The organism is Methylobacterium phyllostachyos (assembly GCF_900103445.1).
In the GTDB taxonomy this organism is placed as follows: Bacteria; Pseudomonadota; Alphaproteobacteria; order Rhizobiales; family Beijerinckiaceae; genus Methylobacterium; species Methylobacterium phyllostachyos.
Window position 1 is genome coordinate 258,887 of record NZ_FNHS01000006.1, and the last position, 22,385, is coordinate 281,271.

General features: G+C 66.7%; 21 protein-coding genes. 14 read left to right on the forward strand and 7 right to left on the reverse strand.

The window, feature by feature from the left end:
- Positions 1–58: 58 nt before the first annotated feature.
- The 8 genes from BLQ49_RS11870 to recJ all read left to right on the forward strand — a co-directional run bounded on the left by BLQ49_RS11870 (position 59) and on the right by recJ (position 9,344).
- On the forward strand, positions 59–1,930 hold the full coding sequence (locus BLQ49_RS11870) for a M3 family oligoendopeptidase (RefSeq protein WP_091716046.1): 1,872 nt from the start codon (positions 59–61) through the stop codon (positions 1,928–1,930).
- Positions 1,931–1,994: 64 nt separating this feature from the next.
- Positions 1,995–2,210, forward strand: a complete 216-nt coding sequence (locus tag BLQ49_RS11875; RefSeq protein WP_091716048.1) for a hypothetical protein — start codon at positions 1,995–1,997, stop codon at positions 2,208–2,210.
- 86 nt (positions 2,211–2,296) lie between these two features.
- On the forward strand, positions 2,297–3,658 hold the full coding sequence (locus BLQ49_RS11880; protein ID WP_091716050.1) for an ABC1 kinase family protein: 1,362 nt from the start codon (positions 2,297–2,299) through the stop codon (positions 3,656–3,658).
- A 119-nt stretch (positions 3,659–3,777) separates the two neighbouring features.
- Complete coding sequence (locus tag BLQ49_RS11885; protein WP_091716051.1) at positions 3,778–4,071, forward strand: aa3-type cytochrome c oxidase subunit IV; 294 nt, start codon at positions 3,778–3,780, stop codon at positions 4,069–4,071.
- Positions 4,072–4,278: 207 nt separating this feature from the next.
- On the forward strand, positions 4,279–5,508 hold the full coding sequence (locus tag BLQ49_RS11890; protein ID WP_091716053.1) for a Re/Si-specific NAD(P)(+) transhydrogenase subunit alpha: 1,230 nt from the start codon (positions 4,279–4,281) through the stop codon (positions 5,506–5,508).
- A 24-nt stretch (positions 5,509–5,532) separates the two neighbouring features.
- Positions 5,533–5,988: a proton-translocating transhydrogenase family protein gene (locus tag BLQ49_RS11895; RefSeq protein ID WP_091716055.1), complete on the forward strand. Its 456-nt coding sequence runs from the start codon at positions 5,533–5,535 to the stop codon at positions 5,986–5,988.
- 4 nt (positions 5,989–5,992) lie between these two features.
- Complete coding sequence (locus BLQ49_RS11900) at positions 5,993–7,390, forward strand: NAD(P)(+) transhydrogenase (Re/Si-specific) subunit beta (protein ID WP_091716056.1); 1,398 nt, start codon at positions 5,993–5,995, stop codon at positions 7,388–7,390.
- 127 nt (positions 7,391–7,517) lie between these two features.
- Positions 7,518–9,344: a single-stranded-DNA-specific exonuclease RecJ gene (gene recJ / locus BLQ49_RS11905; protein WP_091716058.1), complete on the forward strand. Its 1,827-nt coding sequence runs from the start codon at positions 7,518–7,520 to the stop codon at positions 9,342–9,344.
- Between the two features lie 7 nt (positions 9,345–9,351).
- Here recJ and BLQ49_RS11910 read toward each other — a convergent pair whose 3' ends face one another.
- The 4 genes from BLQ49_RS11910 to BLQ49_RS11920 form a co-directional block, all read right to left on the reverse strand.
- Positions 9,352–9,846 carry a CAP domain-containing protein gene (locus tag BLQ49_RS11910; RefSeq protein WP_091716060.1) on the reverse strand — a complete coding sequence of 165 codons (495 nt, stop codon included), beginning with the start codon at positions 9,844–9,846 and terminating at the stop codon, positions 9,352–9,354.
- A gap of 121 nt (positions 9,847–9,967) precedes the next feature.
- Entirely contained in the window at positions 9,968–10,912 is a 945-nt protein-coding gene (locus BLQ49_RS11915; protein WP_425283991.1) for an HD-GYP domain-containing protein, read from the reverse strand.
- 238 nt (positions 10,913–11,150) lie between these two features.
- A complete protein-coding gene (locus tag BLQ49_RS29670; RefSeq protein ID WP_167627692.1) occupies positions 11,151–11,300 on the reverse strand; it encodes a hypothetical protein in 150 nt (49 codons plus the stop codon).
- Between the two features lie 287 nt (positions 11,301–11,587).
- Positions 11,588–12,280 carry a GntR family transcriptional regulator gene (locus tag BLQ49_RS11920; RefSeq protein WP_091716063.1) on the reverse strand — a complete coding sequence of 231 codons (693 nt, stop codon included), beginning with the start codon at positions 12,278–12,280 and terminating at the stop codon, positions 11,588–11,590.
- 470 nt (positions 12,281–12,750) lie between these two features.
- Between BLQ49_RS11920 and oxlT the strand changes: the two genes are divergently transcribed.
- Complete coding sequence (gene oxlT / locus BLQ49_RS11925) at positions 12,751–14,028, forward strand: oxalate/formate MFS antiporter (protein WP_091716065.1); 1,278 nt, start codon at positions 12,751–12,753, stop codon at positions 14,026–14,028.
- 88 nt (positions 14,029–14,116) lie between these two features.
- The gene (locus BLQ49_RS11930) at positions 14,117–14,785 is read left to right on the forward strand and encodes a class II aldolase/adducin family protein (RefSeq protein ID WP_091716066.1); all 669 of its coding nucleotides are present in this window, start codon (positions 14,117–14,119) and stop codon (positions 14,783–14,785) included.
- Here the strand turns inward: BLQ49_RS11930 and BLQ49_RS11935 are convergent.
- Together BLQ49_RS11935 and frc are read right to left on the reverse strand one after the other, a co-directional pair.
- Positions 14,782–15,714, reverse strand: a complete 933-nt coding sequence (locus BLQ49_RS11935; protein ID WP_091716068.1) for a methionyl-tRNA formyltransferase — start codon at positions 15,712–15,714, stop codon at positions 14,782–14,784. The genes BLQ49_RS11930 and BLQ49_RS11935 overlap by 4 nt on opposite strands.
- Positions 15,715–15,854: 140 nt before the next feature.
- The gene (gene frc / locus BLQ49_RS11940; protein ID WP_091716070.1) at positions 15,855–17,132 is read right to left on the reverse strand and encodes a formyl-CoA transferase; all 1,278 of its coding nucleotides are present in this window, start codon (positions 17,130–17,132) and stop codon (positions 15,855–15,857) included.
- Between the two features lie 442 nt (positions 17,133–17,574).
- On the opposite strand from frc, the gene BLQ49_RS11945 reads away from it, so the two are divergent.
- On the forward strand, positions 17,575–17,853 hold the full coding sequence (locus BLQ49_RS11945; RefSeq protein WP_091716072.1) for a hypothetical protein: 279 nt from the start codon (positions 17,575–17,577) through the stop codon (positions 17,851–17,853).
- A 5-nt stretch (positions 17,854–17,858) separates the two neighbouring features.
- Here BLQ49_RS11945 and BLQ49_RS11950 read toward each other — a convergent pair whose 3' ends face one another.
- The gene (locus BLQ49_RS11950; RefSeq protein ID WP_091716073.1) at positions 17,859–18,560 is read right to left on the reverse strand and encodes a cation:proton antiporter; all 702 of its coding nucleotides are present in this window, start codon (positions 18,558–18,560) and stop codon (positions 17,859–17,861) included.
- Between the two features lie 434 nt (positions 18,561–18,994).
- On the opposite strand from BLQ49_RS11950, the gene BLQ49_RS11955 reads away from it, so the two are divergent.
- From BLQ49_RS11955 to BLQ49_RS11965, 3 genes are read left to right on the forward strand one after another with little or no spacing between them, the layout of a single operon-like run.
- Positions 18,995–20,872, forward strand: a complete 1,878-nt coding sequence (locus BLQ49_RS11955) for an MHYT domain-containing protein (protein ID WP_091716075.1) — start codon at positions 18,995–18,997, stop codon at positions 20,870–20,872.
- Positions 20,869–21,321 carry a response regulator gene (locus BLQ49_RS11960; protein WP_091716076.1) on the forward strand — a complete coding sequence of 151 codons (453 nt, stop codon included), beginning with the start codon at positions 20,869–20,871 and terminating at the stop codon, positions 21,319–21,321. Before BLQ49_RS11955 ends, BLQ49_RS11960 begins: the two co-directional genes overlap by 4 nt.
- Entirely contained in the window at positions 21,318–22,382 is a 1,065-nt protein-coding gene (locus BLQ49_RS11965; RefSeq protein WP_091716078.1) for a sensor histidine kinase, read from the forward strand. The genes BLQ49_RS11960 and BLQ49_RS11965 overlap by 4 nt, the downstream gene beginning before the upstream one ends.
- Positions 22,383–22,385 lie beyond the last annotated feature (3 nt).

The following is a 22,385-nucleotide window of genomic DNA, read 5'->3' on the forward strand; positions in this document are numbered from 1 at the left end:
TGGCGGACCACTCGATATCAGGGTACGGAGCCGCCAACCCGTGAAAGGAACGCACCACATGATGCCGAGCCACACCGCCTCGCCGGTGACCGTTCGCCTGCCGGAAGGCGTGAGCGCCGCGCGCGCCGCCGCGAAGGCAGCCGACCTCGGCCATCTCCCAGAATGGGACCTCTCGGATCTCTATGCCGGCCTCGACGATCCGAACTTCGCGGCCGACATGGCCCGCGCGGAGGAGGAGTGCCGCCGCTTCTCGGAGACCTATGCTGGGCGCATCGGAGAGATCGCCGGGCGCGCGGACGCCTCCTCGGGCCTTGCCGAGGCCGTGCGGGCCTATGAGGGGATCGAGGACCTCCTCGGTAAGCTGATGTCCTTCGCTGGCCTCGTGTATTCCGGCGATACGACGGACGAGGCACGGGCGAAATTCTACGGCGACACCCGCGAGCGCCTGACCAGCGCTTCGGCCGATCTGCTGTTCTTTGCCCTCGAGCTGAACCGGGTCGAGAACGGGGTCATGAACGCCGCGATGGAGGCGGGTCCGCTCGCTCATTACGCCCCCTGGATCGAGGATCTGCGGCGGGAGAAGCCGCACCAGCTCGATGACCGCACCGAGAAGCTGTTCCTGGAGAAGTCCGTCACATCCAACGCCGCCTGGGATCGGCTGTTCAACGAGACCATCGCATCCCTGCGCTTCACGGTGCAGGGCGAGGAGTTGCCGCTCGAGCCGACCCTCAACAAGCTTCAGGATCCGGATGGGACCGTCCGCAAGGAGGCCGCGGGCGCGGTCAGCACCGTGCTGCGCGGGCATCTGCGCGTGTTCACGCTGATCACCAACACCTTGGCGAAGGACAAGGAGATCTCGGATCGCTGGCGTGGCTTCAAGGACGTGGCCGACGCGCGCCACCTCGCCAACCGGGTCGAGCCCGAGGTGGTGGAGGCCCTGGTCGATGCCGTGCGGGCGGCCTATCCGCGCCTGTCGCACCGCTATTACAAGCTGAAGGCCAAGTGGTTCGGTCAGGAGGCGCTGCCCTATTGGGACCGCAACGCGCCGCTGCCGAAGGTGGAGCAGCGCACGATCCCCTGGTCCGAGGCACGCGACACGGTGCTTTCGGCCTATGACGCGTTCTCGCCGAAGATGGCGGGGATTGCCCGGCGCTTCTTCGATGATCGCTGGATCGATGCGCCGACCCGGCCCGGCAAGGCGCCCGGCGCCTTCGCGCACCCGACCGTGCCGTCCGTTCACCCCTACGTGCTGGTGAACTATCAGGGCAAGCCACGGGATGTGATGACGCTCGCCCACGAATTGGGCCACGGCGTCCACCAAGTGCTGGCCGGTCCGAACGGCGCGCTGATGGCGCCCACGCCCCTGACGCTGGCCGAGACGGCAAGCGTGTTCGGCGAGATGCTGACCTTCCGCAAGCTGCTCGGCGCCACGACCGACACAACCCAGCGCCGGGCCATGCTCGCCGCCAAGGTCGAGGACATGATCAACACGGTGGTGCGCCAGATCGCCTTCTACTCATTCGAACGGAAGGTGCACCTCGCCCGCGCCAAGGGCGAGCTGACCACCGACCAGATCAACGCCCTGTGGCTGTCGGTGCAGGCGGAATCACTCGGCCCGGCCATCACGTTGGATGCGGGGTACGAGCCCTTCTGGGCCTACATCCCGCACTTCATCCACTCGCCCTTCTACGTCTACGCCTACGCCTTCGGTGATTGCCTCGTAAACTCGCTCTACGGGGTCTACGCCCAGGCGGAGGATGGCTTCGTAGACCGGTACTTCGCGCTGCTCTCGGCCGGGGGTTCGAAACCATACGGCGAGCTGCTGGCGCCATTCGGCCTCGACGCGAAGGATCCGGGCTTCTGGCAGATCGGTCTCGGCATGATCGAGGGCATGATCGTGGAGCTGGAGGGGATGGAGGCGGAAGCCTGAACGGGTAGCGTCCCGTTCGCGACGCTCGGTGTCGTACGGATCGTATGACACCGCGGAGGCAATCATGAAGCGGGCGGTAACGCGGATCGGAAACGCCACCGGTCTGATTCTGCCCGAGGCGTTACGCAGCCGCTTGAACCTGCAGCGGGGACAATGGCTGCGCACCACCGAGCTGCCGGTTCTCCGGCTGAATGGCGTGCGCTTCCTGTCCGATCAGGCACAGGCGATCGCTGCCATCGTCGGCCTCGCCCGTTGGATCCGGCAGAGCTGGCCGGCCTGATCACCCGCGGCGCAGGGACCCATGCCCCTGGTGCATCGCCAAGCGCGGCATATCTGCAAACTCACAGCAGACAAGCAGTGCGAGAGATGGCCGAGACCGATCGCGAAGCCAACCGCTTCTCCGCCCGCGCGGGGCGTTATGCCAGCGTGGGGGCCAATGTCGGGGGTGTGGCCGCCCGCATGGCCATGTCCCGCCTGTTCGGCAAGGACGGTACCACCAACGCTGCCGCCCTGGCGCAGGCGCTTGGCGGCCTCAAAGGTCCGATCATGAAGGTGGCCCAGTTGCTGGCCACCGTGCCGGACCTGCTGCCCCCGGAATACGCCGCCGAGTTGCAGAAGCTGCAGGCGGATGCGCCGCCCATGGGCGCAGCCTTCGTCCGGCGGCGGATGCAGTCCGAGCTTGGGGCGGGGTGGCAGGCGCGGTTCGGCAGCTTCGACCTGAAGCCCGCCGCCGCCGCCTCGCTCGGTCAGGTGCACCGCGCCACGTCCAAATCCGGCGAGCGGCTGGCGTGCAAGCTCCAGTATCCGGACATGCAATCGGCCGTCGAGGCGGATCTCAAGCAATTGGAAGTCGCCTTCGCGCTCCATCGCCGGATGAACTCCTGGCTCGATACGCGGGAGATCGCCAAGGAGATCGGCGCGCGGGTCCGCGAGGAACTCGACTATGAGCGCGAGGCCAAACACGCCGCGCTATACGGCGCAGTGCTCAAGGACATCGCGGCGGTGCGGGTACCCCGCGTCTACCCCGACCTGTCGACGAAACGCCTGCTGACGCTCGGCTGGCTCGATGGCGACAGGATCCTGAGCTTCGCCGAGGAGCCGGTCGAGATCCGCAACCGCATCGCCCAGGCGATGTTCAAGGCGTGGTGGCATCCGTTCAGCCGAGCCGCAGTGATTCACGGAGACCCGCATCTCGGCAATTACACGGTCTTCTCGGAGAACGGAGAGGCGGCCGGTATCAACCTGCTGGATTACGGCTGCGTGCGCATCTTCCATCCGCGATTCGTCGGCGGCGTAGTGGATCTCTACCGCGGTCTCCTTGAGAACGACGACGCCCGGATCGTCCACGCCTACGAGGTTTGGGGCTTCAAGGACTTGGATAAGGAGAAGATTGAGATCCTGAACATCTGGGCACGGTTCATCTACGGCCCGCTTCTCGAGGATCGGACCCGTACCGTCGCCGACGGGGTGAAGCCGGGCGAATACGGCCGCCGTCAGGCCTTTCAGGTTCATCAGGCGCTCAAGGAGCGCGGCCCCGTCACAGTCCCGCAGGAATTCGTCTTCATGGATCGGGCCGCCGTCGGACTCGGCGCCGTGTTTCTCCACCTTAAGTCGGAGCTGAACTACCACCGGTTGTTCGAGGCGGAGATCGAGCACTTCTCCCTCGACAAGCTGATGGCGCGGCAGGGCCAAGCGTTGACCGAGGCCGGGCTTCCGAAGCCGATCTAAGATTGCCGGACCGCCGCGGAGCCGGTGATCAATTGCGTGCGTCCGATTGCGGCAGATAAACGCTTGAGCTACATCCCACCGTGACCGCAAGAAGTCGCGTCTTAGGGAATGAGCGCACGATGGCTGAGAGTGATACGGTGGCCGGGCACACCTACAGCCCGGCGATGGACGCTAAAACCCACGAGCAGACCTATCGCGGCTTCGTCCGCTTCGTCGAGATTGGCACCGGCGTCGTCATCTGCTGGGTTCTGGCCCTGGCCATTGGCGGTATCCGTGAGGCGTGGCTCCTGGCGATTCTGAGCGTGATCGCGTCGGGTGCGGCGGGAGCCGTCGGCGCCCTTGCCCCGGCCGTGGGCTGGCGCGGCCCCCTGGTGGTCGGCATCCTGCTGCTTCTGTACCTCTTCTTCGCCTGAGAACGTCGGGTCGGCCCCGCGGCCGGCCATGCTCTGCGATCGTCTGGCCCTGCCTCACAGCGCGGACGGGATAAGCGCGGGCAGCGATTAAATTGGGCTCAAGTTACATTCCATACAATTTTATCACTGTATCCGGAGCTCTCGTCTCGTAAAGCTGCGCAGCTTCGCGCATTCGAGGGGCCGAGCTTCTCCAAGGGGAATCCGCGCATGCGCATTGCTGTGCTGTCCGAGACGGACTCCGCGGAACCACGCGTTGCCGCGGTTCCCGAAACGGTCAAGAAATTCAAGGCGCTCGGCGCCGATGTGGTTGTGCAGTCCGGTGCCGGCACACGGGCCGGCTTTCTCGATGATGAGTACGAGGCAGCCGGGGCGACCGTCGCCGGAAGCGCCGCGGATGCAGCGCGCGACGCCGACCTGATCTTGAAGGTTCGGCGCCCGGGCGGCGAGGAGCTGCCCCTGTTCAAGCGTGACGCCACCGTCGTGGCGATCATGGATCCTTACGGCAACGAAGACGCCCTCAGGGCCATGGCGGATGCCGGCGTTGCCGGGTTTGCCATGGAGCTGATGCCGCGCATCACCCGCGCGCAGGTCATGGACGTGCTCTCCTCCCAGGCGAATCTCGCGGGTTACCGCGCGGTCGTCGACGGGGCTGCGGAGTATGGCCGCGCCATGCCGATGATGATGACCGCCGCCGGCACGGTGCCGGCCGCCCGCGTCTTCGTGATGGGTGTCGGCGTCGCCGGTCTCCAGGCCATTGCGACGGCCCGTCGCCTCGGCGCGGTTGTGACCGCCACCGACGTGCGCCCCGCCACGAAGGAGCAGGTCGAATCGCTGGGCGCGAAGTTCGTCGCCGTCGAGGATGACGAGTTCAAGCAGGCTGAGACTGCGGGCGGCTATGCCAAGGAGATGTCGGAAGGCTATCGGGCCAAGCAGGCGGAGCTGGTGAAGGGCCACATCGCCAAGCAGGACATCGTCATCACCACTGCGCTCATCCCCGGTCGACCGGCACCGAAGCTCGTCTCTGAGGAGATGGTGGCTTCGATGAAGCCGGGTTCCGTCCTAGTGGACCTCGCGGTTGAGCGCGGTGGTAACGTCGCCGGTGCGAAGCCCGGCGGGATCGTCACCACCGAGCGCGGCGTCAAGATCGTCGGCCACGTCAACGTCCCGGGGCGTCTCGCCGCGACGGCGTCGAGCCTCTATGCGCGCAACCTCTACGCCTTCGTCGAGACGTTGATCGACAAGGAGTCGAAGGCGCTCGCCATCAACTGGGACGACGAGCTGGTGAAGGCCACGAACCTCACCCGCGGCGGTTCTGTGACCCACGCATCCTTCCAGTCCAAGACCGATGGCGCAGCCTCGGAAGCCGCTTCCGTGGGCTTGGCCAAGTCGGAGGTCAACAAGGCCTCCGGCTCGCCCGCCACGTCGGGCGCGCAGTGAAGCCAGGCCGAGAGGAGTAGCAGAATGGCAACCGTCATCGTCCCTCCCGACCAGGCAGCCGATCAGGCCCGCGTGCTGGCCGACGCAGCCCGCGCTGCTGCTGCGGTCGCACAGAACGCCGCCAATCAGGCTCAGGTCATCGCCGACGGCATGGGCCACGGCCTCAGCGCAGCCACCGGCGGCGCCGTCGATCCGACGGTGTTCCGGCTCGCGATCTTCGTGCTGGCGATCTTCGTCGGCTATTACGTGGTCTGGTCGGTCACACCGGCGCTGCACACGCCGCTCATGTCGGTCACCAACGCGATCTCTTCGGTGATCATCGTCGGCGCGATCCTCGCGGTCGGGGTCCCGCTCATCGAGAAGGGCACGGGTGTCGCCCGGTTCTTCGGCTTCCTCGGCATCGTGCTCGCCAGCGTGAACATCTTCGGGGGCTTCCTCGTCACGCAGCGGATGCTCGGCATGTACAAGAAGAAGGGCTGAGCCGGTGTCTGAGAACGTCTCCTCCCTTCTCTATATCGTCTCCGGCGTCCTGTTCATCATGGCGCTTCGGGGGCTGTCGCACCCCACCACCTCCCGGCAGGGCAACCTGTACGGCATGGTCGGCATGGGGCTCGCCATCGTCACCACCCTGGTCGGGCATCCGCCGGCCGGGTTCGGCGCCTGGATCCTGGTGCTGCTCGGTCTCGGCATCGGCGGCGGCGCCGGTGCCGTCATCGCCAAGCGCGTGTCGATGACCGCGATGCCTCAGCTGGTGGCGGCCTTCCACTCGCTGGTCGGTCTCGCGGCGGTGTTCGTGGCGGCGGGCGCCCTCTACGCGCCGCAGGCCTTCGGCATCATCGAGAACGGCCACTATCACAAGCAGTCGCTGTTCGAGATGGGGCTCGGCGTCGCCATCGGCGCCATCACCTTCACGGGTTCGGTGATCGCCTTCGCCAAGCTCGATGGGCGGATGTCCGGCAAGCCGATCATGCTGCCGCAGCGCCACCTGATCAACGCGCTGCTGGCCGCCGGCCTCGTGCTGCTCCTCGCGCTGTTCATCGGCACCGAGTCGAAGGCCCTGTTCTGGCTGATCATCATCGCCTCGCTGGTGCTGGGCGGCCTGATCATCATCCCGATCGGCGGCGCCGACATGCCGGTGGTCGTGTCGATGCTCAACTCCTACTCGGGTTGGGCGGCAGCCGGCATCGGCTTCACCCTGGGCAACCTTGCGCTTATCATCACCGGATCGCTGGTCGGTTCCTCGGGCGCGATCCTGTCCTACATCATGTGCCACGCGATGAACCGCTCGTTCATCTCGGTGATCCTCGGTGGCTTCGGCGGCGATACCGCCGCGGCCGGCCCGGGTCAGGTCGAGACCCGGCCAGTGAAGCAGGGCTCGGCGGATGATGCGGCCTACATCATGAAGAACGCCGAGCGCGTCATCATCGTCCCGGGCTACGGCATGGCGGTCGCCCAGGCGCAGCACAGCTTGCGCGAGATGGCCGACATGCTGAAAAAGGAGGGCGTCGACGTGAAATACGCCATCCACCCGGTGGCGGGCCGCATGCCGGGCCACATGAACGTGCTGCTCGCCGAGGCGAACGTGCCCTACGACGAGGTGTTCGAGCTGGAGGACATCAACGGCGAATTCCCGCAGGCGGACGTCGCCTTCGTGATCGGCGCCAACGATGTCACCAACCCGGCCGCTAAGACCGACAAGGCCTCGCCGATCTACGGCATGCCGATCCTCGATGTGGAGCGGGCCAAGACCGTGCTGTTCATCAAGCGCGGCATGGGTTCCGGCTACGCGGGCGTCGAGAACGAGGTGTTCTTCCGCGACAACACCATGATGCTGTTCGGAGACGCCAAGAAGGTGGTCGACCAGATCCTGAAGGCGTTCTGACGCTTCGGTGAAGGGACGGGTCGTCGGGGCGGGCAGCAATGCCCGCCCTGTTTCGTTTGTGCTCACCGCGCGACCACGGCAGGTTGTTGCCGCCAAGCCCCGGATTCCGGAAAGCGGCCGGTGTAGGATGTCGGTCGTGTCGTCCGCAGCGCTCCTCGCCGATCCGCCAGCCTTCCTGGGCGTCGTCTCCTCCGTGACCGGACGGCGCTGGCAGGAGCGGTGCGGCGGCGCGGCCGTCCAGAACCGGATCGCCAAGATGGTGCAGGCCCATGGCCTGCCGGAACTGCTGGCCCGGGTCCTCGCCGGCCGAGGGGTCGCCCCGGAGGAAGCGGAGCGTCATCTCGCCCCGCGCCTGCGCGACTTGATGCCCGATCCGGACACGCTGCTCGATATGGACGCGGCCGTCCGCCGCCTTGTGCGGGCTGTCCGCCGTGGCGAGACCGTGGCGATCTTCGGTGATTACGATGTCGATGGGGCCGCGAGTGCCGCCCTGCTGGCCGGCTACCTGCGCGGTCTCGGCATCCGAGCGCCGATCCATATCCCGGACCGGATCACGGAGGGCTACGGGCCCAACGTCGCGGCGATCACCGCCCTGGCGGCCGACGGCGCGACCCTCCTGGTCTGCGTCGATTGCGGGACGAGCGGCCATGCGCCCCTGGAAGAGGCCGAGAAATCCGGGCTGGACGTGATCGTGCTCGATCACCACGCCGCCGCCGAGGTTCTGCCGCCCGCCCGCGCCGTGGTGAATCCGAACCGCCTCGATGACCTCTCCGGGCTCGGCCATCTCTGTGCGGCCGGCGTGGTCTTCCTGACCTTGGTCGCCCTCAACCGCGCCCTGCGCCAAGAGGGGTTCTTCGGGGCGGGCCGCCCCGAGCCGGCCCTCACCGACGCCCTTGACCTCGTGGCCCTCGCCACCGTGGCCGATGTTGTGCCGCTCACGGGCCTCAACCGGGCCTTCGTCAACCAAGGCCTGACGGTGATGCGTCATCGCGGGCGCACCGGCCTGGCTGCGCTGCTCGATGCTGCCTCGCTAAGCGAGCCACCCGAGGCGTGGCATCTCGGCTTCGTTCTTGGGCCTCGCATCAATGCCGGTGGACGCATCGGCGATTCGGGGCTTGGCGCCCGGCTGCTCACCACCGCGGATCCCGACGAGGCCGTCCGCATCGCCGCCGACCTCGATCACCTGAACCGCGAGCGTCAGGCCATCGAGGCGCAGGCTGTGATGGAAGCCGAGGCCGAGATGGACCGGATCGTCACCACCGATCCCACCCGCGCCGTCCTGGTGGCGGCGAGCGCCGCATGGCATCCGGGGGTGGTTGGCTTGATCGCATCGCGGCTGAAGGAACGGTTCAACCGGCCCGCCTTCGCTTTCGCGCTCCGCCCGGATGGCAGCGCAACAGGCTCGGGCCGTTCGATTCCCGGTGCGGATCTCGGCCTTGCGGTCCGCGCCTGCGTCGAGGCAGGCATCGCCACAAAGGGCGGCGGGCACGCGATGGCGGCCGGCGTCACCCTTCAGGCAGACGCCATCTCCCGATTCGAGGCCCACCTCACCACCCTTCTGAAGGCGAGCGTCGCTCTGGCCCGCTCGGCCGATGCGTTGCTGATCGACGGCGGCCTCAGCGCCGGCGGCGCCACCGCCGAGACCGTGCGACTGCTCCAACGGGCGGGCCCGTTTGGACAGGGTGCGCCGGAGCCGATTTTCGCCCTCGGGCGGCATCGGCTGGTGGATGCGGCGGTCGTCGGGTCGAGCCACGTCCGGGCGCGCCTGCGCAGCCGTGATGGTCAGGCCGTCGGCGCGATCTGCTTCCGGGCAGCGGAACGGCCGCTCGGCATCGCCCTCCTGAACGGGATCGGCCGCGACATGCACGTGGCCGGAACGCTGTCCTGTGACCGCTGGCGCGGTGCCGAGCGGGCCCAGCTGCGGATCGTGGATCTGGCGCCAGCCGATCCCTGAGCGTCTGTCAGGCGCCCGCCATCACCAGGGCCCAGAACCGCTTGTAGCGGGTGCCGGGGGCATCCACCCGAGCAATGCCGATCCGGCGGATCTGCGGGAGCAGCATGTTCTTGTTGTGCTCGGGACTCGCCTTCCACCGCGCGAGCACCTGCTCCAGCGTCTCGGAACCCGCACTGAGGTTCTCGGCCGCCCAGGATTTCGCCAGTCCGGCCGAAGCCATGCGCGATGTGAAGCTGCCGCCGATCTCGTGGCTGAGCTGGCCGTGCCGGGCATTGTTGTTGGCCTGGAAAGACGCTGCCTTCACCAACGTGGGATCGACCACGACGGGGCTCAATCCGTGCTGCACGCGGTAAGCCGAGATCGCCGCTGCAGCCGCGACCTCGTCGAGAATCGCCGCATGCGTCGCGTTCTCGACCTCGGGCTCGGGTGTAAGGGTCAGGCCGCCGCAACCGGTGAGGGTGAGCAGCAGCGCGGCGGCGAGGGGGCGGGTGAGATTCGGCACGGTTCAAATCGCGGCGCGATGGAGGTGGGCGGCCTCCCTCCGGCGGGCTTGCGGCGAAAGCGCGGCGGTCGCGATCGAACGGCGCGTGTTTATGGGGGACGTGTCCAGAGTGCCACGGTGATCAGGCCGCCAGCGCGCTGCTCCCGAGCATTGCCGGCGCGAAGGCACGCAGAAGGTCCGGATCAAGATGTCCCTGGTTCTCGACCATGATCGACAGGGCCTCGGCGCTCGTGGCAGGCTGCCGATAGGTCCGCCGTTCCGTCAGGGCCGAGAACACATCGCAGATGCTGACGATGCGGACGAGGTCGGTAATGGCCGCGCCGGAGAGACGGTCCGGGTAGCCCTTGCCGTCGATCCGCTCGTGGTGATGGCGCACGACATCGATCACCTCGGGCTCGAATTCGCCCTGCGCCAGCAGAAGTGCCGCGCCGATCTCCGGGTGCCGCTGCATCAGCCGGAACTCTTCGGGCGTGAGCGGCCCCGGCTTGTTCAGGATCTCGACCGGAATGCGAGACTTGCCAATATCGTGCAGCAGGGCCGCACGGACGAGGCGGGCGAGATCGCTGCGCCCCAGGCCGATCTGCGATCCGAACGTGGCCGCGTGGCCGGCGACGCCGAGCGTATGCTGGTACACCCCGATATCGTGGCGCCAGACCGCCTCAAGCCACGACCCGATCCCGACCTCCGAGACCGCTCTCAGGACCAGCTCGGTCCCCCGGTCGACATCGTCCCGCTGAAGTGTGGCACCCAGGGCGGCACTGTCGAACAGTTCGGCCACGAGCGCGGTCGCGCCGGTTACGATTTCTTGGAGCCGTCGCCGCCGGGTTTCGTCCGAGCGCGTCGCTGCCTCGATCATCGCGAAGGCGTTGGCCAGCACGACCTGGCGCGGACTTGCGGCCGGAAGGTAACGCAGGTGTTGGTTCGTCGGCGCCAGATGCTCACCACGGGTGAGGACGAGCCGCGGCACCGGTTGCCGACCGAAGTTCAGGACCGGCTCGAGCGCCGCGATCCGGTCCGGCGGGATGTCGAGGATGACGAGGTGGGGCCGCACCGCTGGGATCGTCATGCCGGGCGCGAGCGCGCGACAATCCATCACCAGCGCTATAGCCCGCTCGAGCGCCGCGCGCTCCGTTGGCCGATCAGAGATCAGCAGGACAAATGGTTGATCCGAAGATCGTGCTGTCGCGGCGAGGGCCAACACGGTCGCTTCCTCGCCCGTCTGGTCAACTGAGAGTTGACCCTAACGGATAGTTACGAGGAAAGCGTTAAGTCTACGCAGTCGCCGCAGCGACCCTGTGGCGGTGTCAGGCGAGCTTGGCCGAACCGACAGCGCGCGAGGCCGCGCCAGCGCGATCCGAATCCACCTTGGGGCTGAGGAAGTCAGCGAACTTCACGGTCAGGACAGCCTGGCAGATCGCGAAGGCGACGAAGATCAGGGCGAAGCTGGCGATCATGGAACACTCCGAAGCGGCGGTCTCTATGTTGCGACGCAGTAAATGTCATGCCGCTGCGCAAACTGGTATGCCAGATACGGAATGCCGACCATGCCTCGCATGCATGACGCGCATTTGAAGACGCGAGGAGCTATAAAAACTTCCTGTCGGTTGCAGGGGGAGCGTGAGCCCCGTCGCCGCGGGCGGATCGCGCAAATGTTGCACTGCGCTGACAAGACGCCGAAGCGACGTCCGCAGGGCGCCGTCCGAGCGCCTTTCCGAAGGCGGCGTCACCGCCGTTCGAGCGATCAGTCGAGATAATCGCCGTAGGTGTCGACGTGATTTGCAAGGCCAAGACCGTGTTCGCGCACGAGACGCTCGGCGAGGTCGGCGTCCCGAGCCTCAAGCGCCGCAATGATGGCGACGTGTTCGCGAATCGAGCGCTCTGCACGATCACCTTGGCGTAGGGCCGTGCTGCGGATGCCGCGCACATGCATCAGCAGGTTGCTCGTGAGATCCGCGATCGCTTCGCAATGGCCAAGCGCGATGATGCGCTGATGAAAACGGATGTTGGCGTCGGAGTATTCGTCCAGGTGCTCAGACGGCTGGCCACCATAGAACTCCGGAAACGCGTCGCGCAGGGACCGCAGCTGGGCGTCGGTGGCACGCGTGCAGGCGAGCCGCGCCGCCATGCTTTCCAGCGCCGTCCAGGCGTGGATCATGCTGACGATCTCGCGCTTGTTCTTTTTGATAACGAACACCCCGCGTCGGGCCTCCGAACGGACAAAACCCTCCTGTTCCAAGACAGTCAGCGCCTCGCGGACCGGCGTGCGGCTGACTCCGAGATCTTGCGACAGCTTCCGCTCATCGAGCCGCACCTCGTCGGGGCGCCCATAGATGTCCATGTTGGTGATGGCCGTCTTCAACGCCTCGTAGGCCAAGGTCCGTAGACTTGAACTGGCAACGATCGGCTTGACGCTCAGCGGTTCGGAGTTCGACATCCCTGGTCCGGCGGCTCACACGCATGATGTACCGCACGCATTCTCAGTCGTGCGCTTCCCCGTGGACTAACCCAAACCTTGCCGCGATCCTAGTCGAGCGCGAACCAGTCCCACAGACCTCTGAGCAGCGGATGGGCCGGACCCACGCGATCGTGGACGCCGTTTGCAGCACCAAACGCCGGTTACGTCCGAACGTTGTCGTTAATCCCCGCTTGTCATCCGGTATTTTTCTGCAGGTTCGATTGACACCCCGCGCCAATATAAGCACCATCTTGCTGGCATACCGTCGACCAATGCTGAACTGATGCGATGGCGGTTTTGGTCAACCGCTTTCACCGACTGAATTTGACTCCGAGACAAGAATTTTTCGAAGCACGACGGTCGCTTTGTTCTGCCACATCTGGATTGCGCAGGGCATAGGAACGGTTCGACGCGAACGGCAACAATAAAATTAGCGAGGAGGGAAGCGAATGTCCGAGATCCGCACGTCCGTGGGGGGCGGCCGATGGCTGCAACTCGCCTTCGGCGTCATCTGTATGTGCATGATCGCCAACATGCAGTACGGGTGGACGTTCTTCGTGAACCCGATGCAGGAGCGGCACGGCTGGGATCGCGCCGCGATCCAGGTCGCCTTCACGTTGTTCGTGGTCACCGAGACCTGGCTGGTGCCGATCGAGGGCTGGTTCGTCGACAAGTACGGCCCGCGGATCGTCACCCTGTTCGGCGGCCTGCTCTGCGGCATCGCCTGGGTGATGAACTCCTATGCGGAGTCGCTGACCATGCTCTACGTCGCCGCCGCCATCGGCGGGACCGGAGCCGGCGCGGTCTACGGCACCTGCGTGGGCAACTCCCTGAAGTGGTTTCCGGACCGCCGCGGCCTCGCCGCCGGCATCACCGCGATGGGCTTCGGCGCGGGCTCGGCGCTGACCGTCGTGCCGATCCAGGCGATGATCAAGGCGCAGGGCTACGAGGCCGCCTTCTTCTACTTCGGCATCGGGCAGGGCGTCATCGTGATGCTGATCGCCCTGTTCCTGCGCGCTCCCGCCAAGGGCCAGGTGCCCGAGATCGCCCGGGTCAGCCAGTCCAAGCGTGACTTCAAGCCCGGCGAGATGGTCCGCACCCCGATCTTCTGGGTGATGTACGCGATGTTCGTGATGATGGCGGCCGGCGGCCTGATGGCCACCGCGCAGCTTGGCCCCATCGCCAAGGACTTCATGATCGCCGACGTGCCGGTCTCGCTGCTCGGCATCACCCTGCCGGCCCTGACCTTCGCGGCGACCCTCGACCGGGTGCTCAACGGCGTGACGCGGCCGTTCTTCGGCTGGGTCTCCGACCATATCGGCCGGGAGAACACGATGTTCATCTCGTTCGCGATCGAGGGGCTGGGGATCTACGCGCTGAGCCAGCTCGGCCACAACCCAATCGCCTTCGTGCTGCTGACCGGCCTCGTGTTCTTCGCCTGGGGTGAGATCTACTCGTTGTTCCCGGCGACCTGCGGTGACACGTTCGGCTCGAAATACGCGGCCACGAATGCCGGCCTGCTCTACACCGCCAAGGGGACGGCGGCGCTGATCGTGCCCTATACCAGTGTGCTGACCACCATGACCGGGAGCTGGCACGCGGTGTTCCTGGCGGCGGCGGCGCTCAACATCTTCGCAGCCCTGCTGGCGCTCTTCGTGCTGAAGCCAATGCGTGCGGCCTACACGAAGAAGCCCGAAGCGAGCCTCGCCCCGGCGCTGGCGCAATAGTCACTGCGGCAGACCTGAAAGAAGCCCGGCGCTTTACGGCGCCGGGCTTTTGCGCATACCCGAAACCCTAACCTTCGGGAGACCCTTCATGGATAGGGACGAGCGCATCGCGCGGGAGAGCGTCGTGGCGGCGGCGCGGGAGCTCGACGCGCAGGGCCTGAACCGCGGCACCTCGGGCAACGTCTCGATGCGGTTTCGCGACGGGCTCCTGATCACGCCCTCCGGACTGCCGACGGCCCGGATGCGACCCGAGGATGTCGTGCCCCTGGGGCTCGACGGTACGCACCCGGCGGACCAGAAGCCCTCGTCGGAGTGGCGCTTTCACCGGGACATCCTTGCGTCCCGGCCGGATTGCGGTGCGGTCGTCCACGCGCACCCGGTCTATTGCACGGCCTTCGCGCTCTGCCGAAAAGAGATCCCGGCGGTCCACTACATGATCGCCGCCTTCGGCGGACCGAACGTGCGTTGCGCACCCTACGCGCCCTACGGCACCGCCGAGTTGTCCGAGTTGGCGCTGGCGGCGCTCGCAGACCGCAATGTCTGTCTCCTCGCCAATCACGGCATGATCGCCGCCGGGGCGAGCCTGGACAAGGCCGTCTGGCTCGCCGTCGAATTGGAGACGCTCTGCCACCAATATGCGGTGGCGTTGCAGGTGGGCATCCCGACCGTGCTGTCGGATCACGAGATCGGATCGACAGTCGAGCGGTTCCGCGGATATGGGCTCAACGCGGCGAATGCCGGTCCAGAGCGATCTTAGCGGCCGAGCACCTGCCCCACGGCCAATCCGGCCTCGCGGGCGTAGTCGGAGGCCGCGATCTTCTTGCCGCCCTCCGGCTTGACCTTCCGGATCTCGATCCGGCCGCCCTGCGCACAGACGCTGAACCCGTCCTCGTCGATGGCGATCACCTCGCCGGGCTTGCCCTTCACGTCGCCGAGGCGCCGGACGGGATGCAGGCAGGAATCGAAGATCTGGAGCTTCTGGCCATCCCGGGTCGTCCAGGCGCCGGGGGCGGGGTTGGCCGCGCGGATCAGGTTGTAGATCTGCTCCGCATGGGCCGACCAGCGGATCTCGGCCTCGGCGGCGCGGAACCAGCCCTCGTAGGTCGCGGCGTCTTCGTCCTGATCGATCTCGATGTGTTGGCCAGCTACGACCAAGTCGGCTGCCTCCAGCATTGCCTCGACGCCGAGAGGAAAGAGATTGTCGAAGTAGATCTCGCCCAAGGTCGCGTCGGCACCGATCGGGCAGGTCTTCTGGAGGATCACCGGCCCCTCATCGAGTCCGTCGGTCGGCCGGAAAATCGTGAGGCCGGTCTGCGTGTCGCCGCGGGCGATCGGCCAGTTGATCGACGAGGGGCCGCGATATCGGGGCAGCAGGCTCGGATGGTACTGAATCGTGCCGTGTTTCGGGATGGTGACGAAGCTCTGCGGCGCGAATTGCAGGACGTAAGCCATGATGCCGATATCGGCATCGAGGCTGCGCATGGCCGCCTCGGCCTCCGGGCTCTTCAGGCTCGGGAACTGAAGAACCGGAAGCCCCTTCTCCTCCGCCGCGGTCCTCAGGACATCGGGCTTGGCACCGGGCTTCTCCGGCGCGCAGAACACGCCCGCAACCGTGTCGCCCCGCTGGAGGAACGCCTCTAGCACGGCCTTCCCGAAATCCTGTTGACCGATGAAGGCGATGCGCATGCGATCTCCGGAGCGTCATTCCACCCGAGTTGGGGGGAGGGCAGGGGAACGGCAGCGTGCCGACGCCCGTTCCACCGGGCATCGACCTCGCCGCGGATCTCTTCAACCGTCTGCGGGCGGCGGACCGCCCGCTTGTCAGCTCACTCGGCCGCGATCTTCTGGATCGCCCCGATCGCCCCAGAATGGGCAATCTCGCCGACCTCCGCCTCGGAGTAGCCGAGCACGCTGCGCAGGATCTCCTCGGTGTGCTCGCCGAGGAGCGGTGACCGCTCCACCTCGCTCGGGCTGGCCGAGAGCTTGATGGGGTTGCCGACGGTCAGGTACTTGCCGCGCGTCGGGTGATCGACTTCCACGATGGTGCCGGTTTTCCGCAGGGCCTCGTCCTCGGCGATCTCCTTCATCGACAGGATCGGGCCGCAGGGGATGTCGTACTTGTTGAGGGTGTCCATCGCCTCGAACTTGGACACCTTCATCGTCCACGCCTCGATGCGCGTGAAGATCTCGTTGAGGTGCGGCAGGCGCGCCTTCGGGGTGGCGTAGTTCGGATCGGTCTTCCAGTCGGGCTCACCGATGATGTCGCAGATCGGCTCCCAGACCGCGGCCTGGGTGATGACGTAGATGTAGGCGTTCGGATCCTGCTCCCAGCCCTTGCAGCGCAGGATACGGCCGGGCTGGCCGCCGCCGGAATCGTTGCCCGCGCGCGGGGTCGCCTCGCCGAACGGGATGCCCTCGCCGAACTGGCTGTACTCCTTCAGCGGTCCGTGCTCGAGCCGCTGCTGGTCGCGCAGCTTCACACGGCACAGGTTCAGCACGCCGTCCTGCATGGCGCAGTCGACCTTCTGGCCGAGGCCGCTATGCGTGCGATGGAAGAGGGCCGTGACGATGCCGAGCGCGAGGTGCAGGCCGGTGCCGGAATCGCCGATCTGCGCGCCGGTCACCATCGGGATGCCGTCGCGGAAGCCGGTCGTCGAGGCGGAGCCGCCGGCGCATTGCGCGACGTTCTCGTAGACCTTGCAATCCTCGTAGCGGCCCGGCCCAAAGCCCTTCACCGAGGCCAGGATCATCCGCGGGTTGGCCTCGTGGATCTTCTCCCAGGTCAGGCCCATCCGGGCGAGGGCGCCGGGCGCGAAGTTCTCGACGAGGACATCGCATTCCTTGATGAGGCGCCACAGCACCTCCTTGCCCTTCGGGTTCTTCGAATCGAGCGTGATCGAGCGCTTGTTGTGGTTCAGCATCGTGAAATAGAGGCTGTCCACGTCCGGAATATCCTGGAGCTGCTGGCGCGTGGCATCGCCGACGCCGGGGCGCTCAACCTTGATCACATCGGCGCCGAACCACGCGAGAAGCTGCGTGCAGGTCGGGCCGGATTGAACGTGGGTGAAGTCCAGGATGCGGACGCCTTCAAGCGCTTTGGTCATGATCGATCTCGGAGTTGAGGGGAATCGTCGGGATGTCGGGGGGCGCGGCTCAGGCCGTCTGGGCGGACGCCGCGCGGATCGCCCTCACAAGCGCGGCAGGGCGCGGGACCTCCGGGCCCATCCTCGAACGGATCATCTCTCAAAGCCCTCCCAACGCGGTCTCGTCGTATCGCGACACCGTCATGCGGATCTCGAATGACGGATCCGCTGATGTGTATACCACATGCCATTCGGCGGAGGCGAGACCCCTTACGGTTGATCCGAAAGCGGTTAGTTGCGCACCGTAAGATGAGTTTGGGCGCGACTCAACGCGTCGGACAGTTGGGGATGCTGGTGTTCGACCGGCAGCCCTTGGCATTCCTGCCGATGCGGTTCATGATTTCGCCAAAATCGGCAGCCGGCAGGCATGCTGAAAGGTGCATTGTTGCAGGAGGGAACATCCATGCTCGCCAGCACCAGCCTGATCAAATCGTCATGGATCGCCGTCGATGTCGCGCGCGACCGGGCCGAGCGCGTGCTCGTGGTCGAGACCTACATCGCGGTGAGCCCGCTGGAGCCGAATTTCGATGCCGCGCAGTACGAGCGCGTCCTCGGCTGCGTGCAGAACGTGCTGAAGACACACCCCGATATCGACCGGGCGTCGATCCTGAGCATGCATCGCGGCTCCGGCTGCACGGCCCTGTTTCGCGAGGCGTCCGTGAAGCAGTCAACGGCGGCCTGATCGCCTCAGCGATTCTCGCCCGCTGGATCGCTGACGCTGTCCGGCGGCTCCAGGGCGACGCGGGCCGCATGGAACCACCAGAGTGGTATGTCGCGATTCGCCTTTGAGAGTTCCGAGGCCCAACCCTCCTTGGGCATGACCTCCGCGCGGTCGGCGAACAGGCGCAGCGCGGCTTCCGCGCGCTCCCGCTGGCAGCGCTCGCGGATCGCGTCCCGTTCGGCGGCAGCGCGAGCCTCGTTCTGTTCGAGCAGGCGCCTGGTCGCCAAATCGTCTGCGTCGAAGGCGAATTGCTGCCAGAACGCTTCGGCTTCCCGTGCCACATCCCGCTCGCGCTGCATGCGCGCCAGAGCCGCCTCGGCAATGTCCTGCGCCGCCTCCGCGGCTTCGACTCGGCTCAGCAGTCGATTGTTGGCCTCCAGCAATTCCCGCTCGCGCTCCGGCGCCATCCGCTGACGCCGGAGGACGCGCAGCTCCTCCTCGTCGGCGGATCGGCCAGCGGCATCCGCAAGAATCCGGGCCAGAGGCCCGGCGGCCAGGGCATCGATGCAGCCGAGATAGCGCTCGCGCAGGCCCGGTTCCGCAACATCCAGGGCTTCATCGTCCCAGGCGGGGCGATCCGGAAGGCCAGCACGATCATGCGCATAGAGGGCGTGCGCCAGCGCATCGCGCAGAGGGTCGGGAAACGGCGCCGCAGCGTCTTCGTTCATGAACCGGCATTCGCGATGGGCATTGGACACAGCCTACAACGCGACAAAGCCTTGAGAGAGACCATGTCGGTGCCGCCGAGGTAAATTTTTTGTCGCTCCGTCATCGCGCCCACGCAATCGCAGCGTCGTGCCGTTCTCGCGGCTGAAGCTTCGCACACGGTGACGGCAAAAAGCTTCGCATTTCGAGGGGGCAGCCTGCCGCCGATGCTCGGCACTTCTTCGGTCTCACGCGGTAGACAACGTGAAAATGGCCCGCGTGCTTGATTTCACTGTACGCTTTCATGCCGTACCGCGAGCTGCGATCGAGCCGTCATCCGCGCTGCAGCAGCGCTCCGTTCGGATCAATATCGGGCAAAGGCGCGCTTAAATCAGATGGCGCGTTCCGATCGCGCGGGCTAAATCAGAGCTTGCGCCCGTCGCGCGACGATAAACCCATGATCCATACCGGCTACAACCCGGCGCTCGTCGCCCTGTCGATCGGGCTCGCGATTTTCGCATCCTACACGGCCCTGGATCTCGCAGCGCGTATCCGCGTGCAATCATCCGGACCGCGCTGGCCTTGGATCGGGGGCTCCGCTCTGGCGATGGGCGGCGGCATCTGGTCGATGCATTTCGTGGGCATGCTCGCCTTGGACATGGGGCTGAGCGCTGCTTACGATGTCGGCTTGACGCTGCTCTCCCTCCTCATCGCCGTGGGCGTGACCGGGATCGCCTTCGCCTGGGTCGCCTATCGGGGCAACAGCGTCGCGGCCATCCTCGTGGCTGGGCCGCTCATGGGCCTCGGCGTAGCGGCGATGCACTACTCCGGCATGGCGGCTTTAAGGATCCCCGGCGACCTCGCCTACGCTCCGGCCCTCGTGGCGGTGTCGGTCGCGATCGCGGTGACGGCAGCGACGGCTGCCTTGTGGCTCGCGTTCCGCCAGCAAGGCGTCGGTCAGAAATTGATCGCAGCCGGCGTCATGGGTTTGGCCGTAGCCGGGATGCACTACACCGGCATGGCGGCAGCAACCTTCACGGCGACGGGCGCGCCGGCGACCCATGCCGAGATGCTGCCGCAAGGTCAGCAGAACCTCGCCCTCTACGTCACCGGGGCGACCTTCTTCATCCTGTTTTTGGCGCTGCTGGGCTCGTCCCTCGACCAGCAGCGGGTCCAGCGCGACCTCCAGGCGAGCGAGGCGCGGTTCCGGGCTGCGATCCAGGCGGTCCGCGGCGTGCTCTGGACCAACGATGCGGCCGGACGGATGCTGGGCGAGCAGCCCGGCTGGAGCGCCATGACTGGCCAGACCCGCGCGGAGTATCAGGGTTATGGCTGGGCCCAAGTGGTGCATCCCGAGGACGCACAGGCCACCGTCGATGCCTGGAACGCGACCGTCAGGGCCCGGCGTACCTTCAACCACGAACACCGGGTTCGCACGGCGGATGGGTCATGGCGTCATTTCGCGATCCGCGCGGTCCCGGTCCTCGACGCAACCGGCGATATCCGCGAGTGGGTCGGCGTCCACACCGATATCACCGAGCAGCGTGAGGCGGAGGCGGAACTTCGCGAATCGAACGAGGAGATTCAGCGCTACGCCTACATCGTCAGCCACGACCTGCGGGCACCCTTGGTCAACGTGATGGGCTTCACCAGCGAGCTGGAGGCGACGCGTCTTGAGGTTCGCGCGGCGCTCCACGGGCATCCGCAGGCCGAGCGGATCGACACGGACTTCAGCGAGGCGCTCGGCTTCATCAAGGCGGCGGTGAACCGGATGGAGGGCCTGATCGCCGCCATCCTGAAGCTGTCACGTGAGGGACGGCGGCAGTTCAGGCCGGAACCGCTGGACATGACGACCGTGCTCCAGGAACTGGCAGACGCGCACAGGCATCAGGCCGAGGCCGCCCGCGCGGTCGTGACCATCGCGCCCGATTTACCGCGGATCGTCGCCGACCGTCTTGCGGTCGAACAGATCTTCGGCAACCTGCTCGACAACGCCATCAAGTACCTCGATCCGTCCCGGCCTGGGCAGATCGCCGTCACGGCCCGGGCCGCCGGGGCGCGGGGAATCTGTTTTTCGGTCGCCGATAACGGCCGCGGCATCGCGGACCGGGATCATGCGCGCGTCTTCGAGCTGTTCCGGCGGTCCGGGGCGCAGGACCGGCCCGGCGAGGGCATCGGTCTCGCGCATGTGAAAGCATTGGTTCGCTCCTTCGGCGGCCGGATCGAGATGCGTTCGCGGCTCGGTGACGGTACGACGTTCGACGTGATCTTGCCGCACGGCGCCGTTACGGTGCTCGTTCGGGAGCCTGGCCCGGCTCCCCTGGCCGCCGCATGAGCGTGGAGCGACCTGTGCACCCCGTCAGCATCGTGATGATTGAGGATGACGAGGGCCATGCGCGGCTGATCGAGCGGAACATCCGCCGGGCCGGTGTCAACAACGAGATCGTGCCATTCCAGGACGGCACCTCGGCCCTGGCCTATCTGTTCGGCCCGGACGGGTCGGGCGAGGCGAGCGCCCGGCGCCACCTCCTGATCCTGCTCGACCTTAACCTGCCCGACATGACGGGTCTCGACATCCTGGAGAAGGTCAAGGCGAACCCACATACCCGCCGCTCCCCGGTGGTGGTGCTGACCACGACCGACGACAGCCGGGAGATCCAGCGCTGCTACGATCTCGGGGCGAACGTCTACATCACGAAGCCGGTGAACTACGAGGGCTTCGCCAACGCGATCCGCCAGCTCGGGTTGTTCTTCTCGGTTATGGAGGTTCCACAGAACCCATGACCGTTGATGAAGCCGGTGCGCTTCGTGCCGCCGCGGCGACCCGGATCCTCTATATCGACGATGATCCAGGCCTCGCGCGCCTGATCCGGCGCTCGCTGGAGGCCCGCGGCTACGCCGTTGAGTTGTGTGCGAGCGGCGCAGAGGGGCTTGTCCGACTGGCGCAGGGCGGGATCGATGCCGTGGCACTCGACCATCACATGCCTGGCCAGACGGGTCTCGATCTGCTGCCGGAGATCCGGGCCCTGCCGCGGGCACCTCCGGTCATCTACGTGACCGGCTCCGATGATTCCCGCGTCGCGGTGGCCGCTTTGAAGGCGGGCGCCGTCGATTACGTCTGGAAGGACGTGCAGGGCCAGTTCCGCGAACTGTTGTGCGAGGCCGTGGACACGGCGCTTCGGCAGGAGGCACTGCGGCGCGCCAAGGAGCGCGCTGAGGCGGAGATGCGCGAGGCGCGCGACCGGGCCGAGTTGCTGCTGCGCGAGGTCAATCACAGGGTTGCCAATTCCCTGGCCCTGGTGGCGGCCCTGGCGCACATGCAGCGCAACGCCGTGACCGACCCGGCCGCAAAGGCCGCGCTCGATGAGATGCAGGCTCGGATTTCGGCGATCGCCGGCATTCATCGCCGCCTCTACACCTCGGACGACGTCGAGTCCGTCGCGCTCGACGCCTATCTTGGCAGCCTGATCGAAGAGTTGCAGGCCGCCATGCGGGCGAGCGGCCGGGACCACGCGATTCGACTGCGCTCCGAACCGGTGCATCTCCCCCCCGACAAGGCGGTCTCGGTCGGCGTCGTGGTGACCGAACTCGTCACCAACGCCTACAAGTACGCCTATCCGCCGGGCACCTCCGGCGAGATCCGGGTCGCGGTGGACCGGGATGGATCCGACTCGATCCGCCTCGCGGTCGAGGATGACGGGATCGGCTGGACCGGGGAGGGAGAGATCCGCGGCACCGGTCTCGGGTCGCGCATCGTGCGCGCCATGGCGACGAACCTGCGCTCGGCCCTCTCCTACGTCCCGGGCGGGACCGGCACCCGCGCGGTCCTGGCGTTCCGGGCGTAGGCC

Coding starts and splice junctions, on each gene's coding strand:
- BLQ49_RS11870 (WP_091716046.1), top strand. CDS start 59: ATGATGCCGAGCCACACCGCCTCGCCGGTGACCGTTCGCCTGCCGGAA.
- BLQ49_RS11875 (WP_091716048.1), top strand. CDS start 1,995: ATGAAGCGGGCGGTAACGCGGATCGGAAACGCCACCGGTCTGATTCTG.
- BLQ49_RS11880 (WP_091716050.1), top strand. CDS start 2,297: ATGGCCGAGACCGATCGCGAAGCCAACCGCTTCTCCGCCCGCGCGGGG.
- BLQ49_RS11885 (WP_091716051.1), top strand. CDS start 3,778: ATGGCTGAGAGTGATACGGTGGCCGGGCACACCTACAGCCCGGCGATG.
- BLQ49_RS11890 (WP_091716053.1), top strand. CDS start 4,279: ATGCGCATTGCTGTGCTGTCCGAGACGGACTCCGCGGAACCACGCGTT.
- BLQ49_RS11895 (WP_091716055.1), top strand. CDS start 5,533: ATGGCAACCGTCATCGTCCCTCCCGACCAGGCAGCCGATCAGGCCCGC.
- recJ (WP_091716058.1), top strand. CDS start 7,518: ATGTCGGTCGTGTCGTCCGCAGCGCTCCTCGCCGATCCGCCAGCCTTC.
- BLQ49_RS11915 (WP_425283991.1), bottom strand. CDS start 10,912: ATGACGATCCCAGCGGTGCGGCCCCACCTCGTCATCCTCGACATCCCG.
- BLQ49_RS29670 (WP_167627692.1), bottom strand. CDS start 11,300: ATGATCGCCAGCTTCGCCCTGATCTTCGTCGCCTTCGCGATCTGCCAG.
- BLQ49_RS11920 (WP_091716063.1), bottom strand. CDS start 12,280: ATGTCGAACTCCGAACCGCTGAGCGTCAAGCCGATCGTTGCCAGTTCA.
- oxlT (WP_091716065.1), top strand. CDS start 12,751: ATGTCCGAGATCCGCACGTCCGTGGGGGGCGGCCGATGGCTGCAACTC.
- BLQ49_RS11930 (WP_091716066.1), top strand. CDS start 14,117: ATGGATAGGGACGAGCGCATCGCGCGGGAGAGCGTCGTGGCGGCGGCG.
- BLQ49_RS11935 (WP_091716068.1), bottom strand. CDS start 15,714: ATGCGCATCGCCTTCATCGGTCAACAGGATTTCGGGAAGGCCGTGCTA.
- frc (WP_091716070.1), bottom strand. CDS start 17,132: ATGACCAAAGCGCTTGAAGGCGTCCGCATCCTGGACTTCACCCACGTT.
- BLQ49_RS11945 (WP_091716072.1), top strand. CDS start 17,575: ATGCTCGCCAGCACCAGCCTGATCAAATCGTCATGGATCGCCGTCGAT.
- BLQ49_RS11950 (WP_091716073.1), bottom strand. CDS start 18,560: ATGAACGAAGACGCTGCGGCGCCGTTTCCCGACCCTCTGCGCGATGCG.
- BLQ49_RS11955 (WP_091716075.1), top strand. CDS start 18,995: ATGATCCATACCGGCTACAACCCGGCGCTCGTCGCCCTGTCGATCGGG.
- BLQ49_RS11960 (WP_091716076.1), top strand. CDS start 20,869: ATGAGCGTGGAGCGACCTGTGCACCCCGTCAGCATCGTGATGATTGAG.
- BLQ49_RS11965 (WP_091716078.1), top strand. CDS start 21,318: ATGACCGTTGATGAAGCCGGTGCGCTTCGTGCCGCCGCGGCGACCCGG.